The sequence below is a fragment of the Demequina pelophila genome, assembly GCF_000971175.1.
Taxonomy (GTDB): domain Bacteria; phylum Actinomycetota; class Actinomycetes; order Actinomycetales; family Demequinaceae; genus Demequina; species Demequina pelophila.
This window is the reverse complement of the sequence record NZ_BBLY01000004.1, coordinates 113,168-119,705: the sequence shown is the minus strand read 5'-3', so window position 1 is coordinate 119,705 and position 6,538 is coordinate 113,168. Positions and strand designations below refer to the sequence as shown.

Sequence of the window (6,538 nt, the reverse complement as noted above, 5' to 3'; positions counted from 1 at the left end):
CCGCCGCCCCGCTCCAAGTGGTAGATCCGCGCACGAAGTGGGCCCGCATCGTGCCTGGATCTACCACTGCAGCCGGGGAGCGACCGGGGAACGGCCGGGGCGCGCGCTCACCCCAGCGCGAGCAGGTCCTCGAGATCGCCGTGCACCTCGAGACCGGCGGCCTCGCCCGTCTCCGCGAACGCGAGGCGTCCCCGCGGGGAGACGAGCTCGACGTGCACCCGCGCGTCGAGCGTCTCCTCGACGCGGCGGTGCATCTGCGTGCGGATCGGGGCGTGGAGCAGTCCGCCGCGGCGACGCTCGGCGCGCAGACGCAACTCGGCGCCCGACCTGCCGCGCAGGGTCCACCGGACCTCCGCATCGTCCACCTCGAGGGAGGCGGTGCGCGCGCCGGTGTAGGTCGCGAAGCGATGGAGCGCGGCGGTGCCGTCGGGGCGCGGGATCCGCAGCCCGACGATGAACCCGCGGAAGCGGCTTCGCCGCCACGGAATGGTCGCGATCGACGCGGACAGGCTCACGCCGGGCGTGCCGAAGTGGTTGCTCTGCATCCAGACGTACGCGGCGGGGAACGCGCGCCCCCAGTCCTTCTCGAGGTAGCCGCGGCCGCCGTCGAAGACCATCTCGCGGCCGCCCAGCGTGAGGGTCCCCTCAAGCCCATGATCCAGGGAGACCACGCCGTGATAGCACTCCATCACGGGCGCCCAGGCGTAGCGGCCCATGACCCCCGGCGACGCGAGGGTGACGGGCCAGGGCTCCAGCGGAGTGGTGAAGCGCACCTGGCCGCGCAGGGACGATGCAGGGAGATCCAGGTCGATGCCCCCGGCACCGAAGCGGTTGGCACCCACGGTGACGTCGAACACCTTGGGGTCGGCGGCGAAGGCCTCTGTAGGGAACTGTTCGTACCAGGATTCGCCGGTGACGCCGTCGAGCACCTGGACGAAGGCCTCGTCTGGTGCGCGGTCGGCCTCCGAGCCGCCGGGGCCAGCCTCCGAGCCACCGGAGCCGCCTTCCGAGCCACCGTGGCCGGCGCGAAAGATGCCGGGGATGATGGCGAGCCGGGCGCTGCGGTCGGCGCTCACCAGCTTGATGTACCAGCCCTCGAAGAAGCCGACATCGCCCTGGTAGTCGCCGTGATACCCGTCCGGGCGCAGGGTCGCGGCGAAGGTGCGCGCGGTGCGCGTCAGCGCCTGGGACGCGCCGACGAGACGGGATCCCTGCCTCATCCGCCCAGGCTAGACCGGCGGGCGCGACGGCGTAGCTCGAGGGGCGATGCGTGTTGCGGCGGGCGGGGCGAGGGCGCAGGCGCGGGCGCTGGCGCTGGCGCTGGCGATGGCGATGGAGAAGGCGTGGGGTGTATCCGTTCGCACGCCTAGCCAAATTCATGCACTTTGGGCGCTCTTCCGAAAGTGCATGAATTTGGCTAGCGTCGCGCACCACACCCCCGGTCGCTGAGGAAGTTCGGCGCGCCCCGCGCACCCAGGCGGCCTCTATCCCTTGGAGTTCCACACGGCGCCGCTTCTGGCGGTAGCCCAGCGCACGAAGTGGGGCCGAGACGTGCGCGGATCTACCGCTGGGGCGAATGGAGGCGGGGCGCGCGGGCGCGCGCGGGGGCGGGCCCGAGGCCGCTGCCGGGGATGCAAGAAGCCCCCGGCCTGAGGACCGGGGGCTTCTGAATGGAGCCGCCTGTGGGAATCGAGCGCACGACCTCTCACTTCGAGGGTTCTTTGCCGTCGGGTCATACGGCGGATCACCTGTCGCACGAGACGTTTCCTATGCGCGGAATGCACACCGCGGCAGATTTTGGGCAACCGGCGCGCAAGCAGAATCCACCACCCTGGTCGCCGCCTGATTTTCGTATTACGATTTTCGTGTGGACGAGCGAGAGACCATCGACGGCGTCGCCGTGACCGAGGAGCAGATCGAGGCGTGGGCCGCCGAGGCAGAGCGCGGCTACGACCTGAAGGCGCTCAAGAAGCGCGGCCGGGGACGCCCCGGACGCGGAGCCGAGGCCTCGCAGGTCATCGCACTGCGTCTGACGCCTGACGAGGTCGCCGCGCTCGACGCCCGCGCCGCCGCAGAGCACAAGACCCGCTCGGACCTCATCCGCGAAGCCCTTGGCAAGCTCACCGCGTGAGGGTCCACGCCTCAGCACTGAAGCACGGGATATCCGAGGACGACGCGGCCCAAGCCGCCTCGTGGCCACTGTGGGTGGAGGACCTTGACGATGAGTCACCCGCACGCCAACTGCGACTCGGATTCGACACCCGCGGACGAATGCTGGAGACCGTGGTGCCCACCTTCGACCCCGGCAACGAGCTCGTCATCCACGCGATGAAGGCACGCCCGCAGATGCTCGACCTGCTGCCCTGATGCGTAGCCCTCGCCTCAGGAGTGCGGGCTCACGATCAGTCACGCTCCGCCGACGAGCATGGCCGCTCCGACGAGACGGGTTCCCCGCCTTATCCGCGCAGGCGGCCTTCGTCGCTTGGAGTTCCACGTCGCGCCACTTCTGGCGGTAGCCCAGCGCACGTAGTGGGGCAGAGACGTGCGTGGATCTACCACTGGGGCGAACGGGGGGCAGGGCGAACGGGGGGCAGGGCGAACGGGGGGGCGAGGCGCGCGGGCGCGCGGGGGCGGGCCTGGGCCCGCAGCCGGACATGCAAGAAGCCCCCGGCCTGAGGACCGGGGGCTTCTGGATGGAGCCGCCTGTGGGAATCGAACCCACGACCTATTCATTACGAGTGAATCGCTCTGCCGACTGAGCTAAGGCGGCGCATGCTCCCGAAGGCGCACGCCGCGCCCCGCGAGGGGCACGGGTAGACATGATAGCGCCTCGGCGGGTCAACACCGAAACCGGGCCCGGCGCATCGTCGCTGGGGAGAAGGGGCGGGCGCGACCGCGGCCGGGCAAGGCCAGCGCAAACGCGGGCGGGGAAGGCCGGAGGGAAGGCACCCGGGAAGGGTGACCACCACCCACTCAGCAGACGGTGCCCTCCGCGGGAACCGTCCCGTCGACCAGGTAGTCGTCGACCGCGTCGAGGATGCACTGGTTGGAGCGTCCGTACGCGGTGTGGCCCTCGCCCTCGAAGGTGAGCAGGGTGGCGCTGGCGAGGCGGTCGGTGAGGGACTCGGCCCACGCGTACGGCGTGGCCGGGTCGTTGGTGGTGCCGATCACCACGATGGGCCCCGCGGAGGAAGCCCCGTCGAGCGAGGTCACGGGCTCCTGCGCCCGGTACGGCCAGCCCTCGCACCCGGTCGAGCCGCCGTAGGTCGCCGCGAAGGTGGGCGACGCGTCGCGGAGCGCGTCCTGGAAGGCCTGGTACTCCTCCAGCGAGTCCTGCCCGGTCGCGAGGGAGTCGAGGCAGCCGATCGAGGCGGACGCGACGTGCGTGTTCGACGTGTACTCGCCGGACTGCGGGTCGCGGTCGAGGTAGTAGTTGCCCAGCAGCTGCAGCACCTCGGACCGGCCCGAGTCCAGCGCCTGCTCGAGCCCCAGCGACAGGTACGACCACAGGGCGTCGTCGTAGAGCATCTGGATGATGCCGAACACCTGGACCACCTGCTCCGTGTCGCCGGCGAGCGAGTCCTCGACGACCCCCTGGACCTGTGCGCGGGCCGCCTCGCGGCCGTCGGCCAGCGGGCAGCCCTCCTGCTCGGGGCACCAGTCGAGGAACGCCCCGAGCGCGGACTCGAAGCCGGCCGCCTGCGTCACGGAGATCTCGTCCTCGGGGAGCAGGAAGTCGAACGCGCCGTCGAGCACCATCCGGCCCACGCGCTCCGGGTAGAGCGCCGCGTACGTCGCGCCCAACTGCGTGCCGTACGAATACCCCAGGTAGTTGAGCCGGTCGTCGCCCACCAGGGCGCGGATCACGTCCATGTCGCGGGCGGCGGACGTGGTGTCCGCGTTCTCCACGACCGGGCCGGAGAGCTCGCGGCAGCTCGCCGCGAAGTCGGCCACCGATGCCCGCGAGGCCTCGAGGTCCGCCTCGGACTCGATGGTCGCCTCGGCAAGGAAGAAGGAGTCGAGCGTCTCTCCGTCGCCGCAGTCGACAGGCGTCGACAGGCCCACGCCGCGCGGGTCGAAGCCGATCACGTCGTACCGCGCGAGCACCCGCTCCCCCGCCATCGTGGCGAACGCCGCCGTGAGATCCAGGCCCGAGGCGCCCGGCCCGCCCGGGTTGATGAGCAGCGAGCCCAGGCGCGCGTCCTCGTCGGTGGCCGGGTAGCGGTTGAGCGCGATCTCGATGGTGTCGCCGTCGGGGTCGGCCCAGTCGACCGGCACCTGGATGGTCGCGCACTCGAGATCGCCGCACCGCGACCACGCGTACTCCTGGTCGTACACGCGCGAGTCCTCCGGCGCCACGGCGGCGCCCGCGCCGCCCGTGCCAGGGGACGATGCAGGGGTCGGGCTCTCGACCGACGGCCCCTCGGTCTGGGCGGGCTGGGTGCCCGTGGTGCAGCCGGCGAGCGCGAGCCCGGCGGCCATGAGGCCGGCGGCGAGGCGCGTCACCGACGCGAGCGGACGAGGTGCGGGGCGGGACGGCATGCGGCCACCCTAGCCGCGCGGACAGGGGACCCTCGGGAGCGGTGGCCGGGGCCGGGCGCCGCGGCGGGCGGGACCGGCCGGGGACTCTGGGCGGCGGCTCCGGACTACCGGGACCGGCCCGCGCCGGCGGGCTCGGACTACCGGGACCGACCCGCGCCGGTCTGCGGGCGCAGCTCGAGCGCCATCGCCTCGAGCGCGAGCAGCGGCGCCACGTTCCCCGCGAGCCGCTCGCGCGCGGTGCCGAGCGCGTCGAGGCAGCGCATGGTGTCCGCGAGCGCGGTGCGGCCGGCGAGGTCGCGGATGTGGCCGTCGTGGCTCGCGTTGACCAGCGGCACCGAGGCGCCGGTCTGGATGACGGCCACGTCGCGGTACAGCGACATGAGGTCCGTGATGGCGCGGTCGAGCACGTCGCGCTTGGCGCGGGTCGCGCGGCGCTTCTGGTCCTCCTCGAGCTGACGCACCTGGGCGCGCAGGGCGGGCGCGAGGCGGCCGCCCGTCTCGGCGCCGAGCGTCTCCAGCAGCTGCGCCTTCTCCTCGGCGTCGCGCTCCTCGGTGGCGGCCTTGGCGTCCTCGTCGGCGACGCGGACCAGGTCCTCGGCGGCGAGCACCGCGTCCCCGACCCCGCGGATCTCCGTCGCGAGCGCGAGCACCTGGTCGCGGCGGGCGCGGGCCTCGGGATCGCGGGCGAGGCGGCGCGCCCGGCCGATGTGACTCTGCGCCGCCGCGGCCGACTGGTACGCGAGCTCCGGCGCGATCCCGTCCCGCTCCACCAGCAGCGCGGCGACGGCCTCCACCTCCGGCGTGCGCAGCGCGATGGCGCGGCAGCGGCTGCGAATGGTGACCGGCACGTCCTGCGGGGACGGCGCGCACAGCACCCACACGGTGCGCGCGGGCGGCTCCTCGATGGACTTGAGCAGGACGTTCGCGGTGCGCTCGGTCATGCGGTCCGCATCCTCGACCACGAACACGCGCCAGCGCCCCTGGCTGGGCGCCGACTGCGCCGCGGAGATGAGCTCGCGCACCTCCTGGATGGAGATGGTGACCTTCTCCGTGCGCACCAGGGTGACGTCCGCGTGGGTGCCGGACAGCGCCGTGGCGCACTCGCGGCACTCGCCGCATCCGCCCTCCGCGCACTGCAGCGCCGCGGCGAAGGCGCGGCCGGCGTTCGACCGGCCCGACCCGGGCGGGCCGGTGAGCAGCCACGCGTGGGTCATGGCGACCGGATCCGCCACCGCGTTGCGCAGCGGCGCGAGCTGCTGGTCCTGACCCACCAGCTCGTCCCAGACCGTCACGGCGTGCCCCATGGCTCGACGGTGGGCTCGGCACCGGACCCGGCCGCGGCATCGGCCGCCCGCGCGGCGCGCTCCCCCATGGCGGCGACCACCGCGTCGACGACGTCCGCGTGCACCGCCGAGCGGTCCCGCGCCGCGTCCACCACGGCGTAGCGGCCCCGGTCGAGGGCGGCACGCTCGAGGAAGGCGCGGCGCATCTGGCCGGCCTTCGCGATGGTCTCGCGCTCGACGCGGTCGAGGTCGCGGCTCATGCGCGCGGGGTCGGGCTCCATGTCCAGGACGACGGTGAGATCGGGCAGGAGGCCCTCGGCGGCCCAGAGGGAGATGCGCTCGACCTCGTCCCCCAGCCCGCGGGCCCCGCCCTGGTAGACCACCGACGAGTCGAGATACCGGTCCTGCAGCACCACCGCGCCGGACTCGAGCGCGGGGCGCACCTTGGTGGCGATGTGATGGGCGCGGTCGGCGGCGTAGAGCAGCGCCTCCGCGCGCGGCGCCACGTGGTCGCCGTGCATGATCGCCTGGCGCAACTCGACCCCGAGCTCGGTGCCGCCCGGCTCGCGCGTGACGAGCACCTCGCGCCCGCCCCCCGCGGGCGACCTCAGGTAGGTCGCGAGGAGGTCCACCTGCGTGGTCTTGCCGACGCCGTCCGCGCCCTCGAACACCACCCAGAATCCCGCGTCAGCCATGGGGACGAATCTACCGCC

Annotated in this window: 5 protein-coding genes and 1 tRNA gene; 1 reads left to right on the top strand and 5 read right to left on the bottom strand. The window is 73.2% G+C overall.

What is annotated here, in order from left to right:
• Positions 1-107: 107 nt before the first annotated feature.
• Complete coding sequence (locus AOM03_RS06255; protein ID WP_082092200.1) at positions 108-1,220, bottom strand: tocopherol cyclase family protein; 1,113 nt, start codon at positions 1,218-1,220, stop codon at positions 108-110.
• Positions 1,221-1,867: 647 nt separating this feature from the next.
• Between AOM03_RS06255 and AOM03_RS06250 the strand changes: the two genes are divergently transcribed.
• Positions 1,868-2,131: a ribbon-helix-helix protein, CopG family gene (locus AOM03_RS06250; protein ID WP_062379448.1), complete on the top strand. Its 264-nt coding sequence runs from the start codon at positions 1,868-1,870 to the stop codon at positions 2,129-2,131.
• Between the two features lie 563 nt (positions 2,132-2,694).
• On the opposite strand, the gene AOM03_RS06240 is transcribed toward AOM03_RS06250, so the two are convergent.
• The 4 genes from AOM03_RS06240 to tmk form a co-directional block, all read right to left on the bottom strand.
• Positions 2,695-2,770: transfer RNA gene (locus AOM03_RS06240), tRNA-Thr, on the bottom strand.
• A 203-nt stretch (positions 2,771-2,973) separates the two neighbouring features.
• Positions 2,974-4,542 carry an alpha/beta hydrolase gene (locus tag AOM03_RS06235; RefSeq protein WP_062379444.1) on the bottom strand — a complete coding sequence of 523 codons (1,569 nt, stop codon included), beginning with the start codon at positions 4,540-4,542 and terminating at the stop codon, positions 2,974-2,976.
• A gap of 137 nt (positions 4,543-4,679) precedes the next feature.
• On the bottom strand, positions 4,680-5,834 hold the full coding sequence (locus tag AOM03_RS06230) for a DNA polymerase III subunit delta' (RefSeq protein WP_062380120.1): 1,155 nt from the start codon (positions 5,832-5,834) through the stop codon (positions 4,680-4,682).
• Positions 5,831-6,520 carry a dTMP kinase gene (tmk, locus tag AOM03_RS06225; protein WP_062379442.1) on the bottom strand — a complete coding sequence of 230 codons (690 nt, stop codon included), beginning with the start codon at positions 6,518-6,520 and terminating at the stop codon, positions 5,831-5,833. The genes AOM03_RS06230 and tmk overlap by 4 nt, the downstream gene beginning before the upstream one ends.
• Positions 6,521-6,538 lie beyond the last annotated feature (18 nt).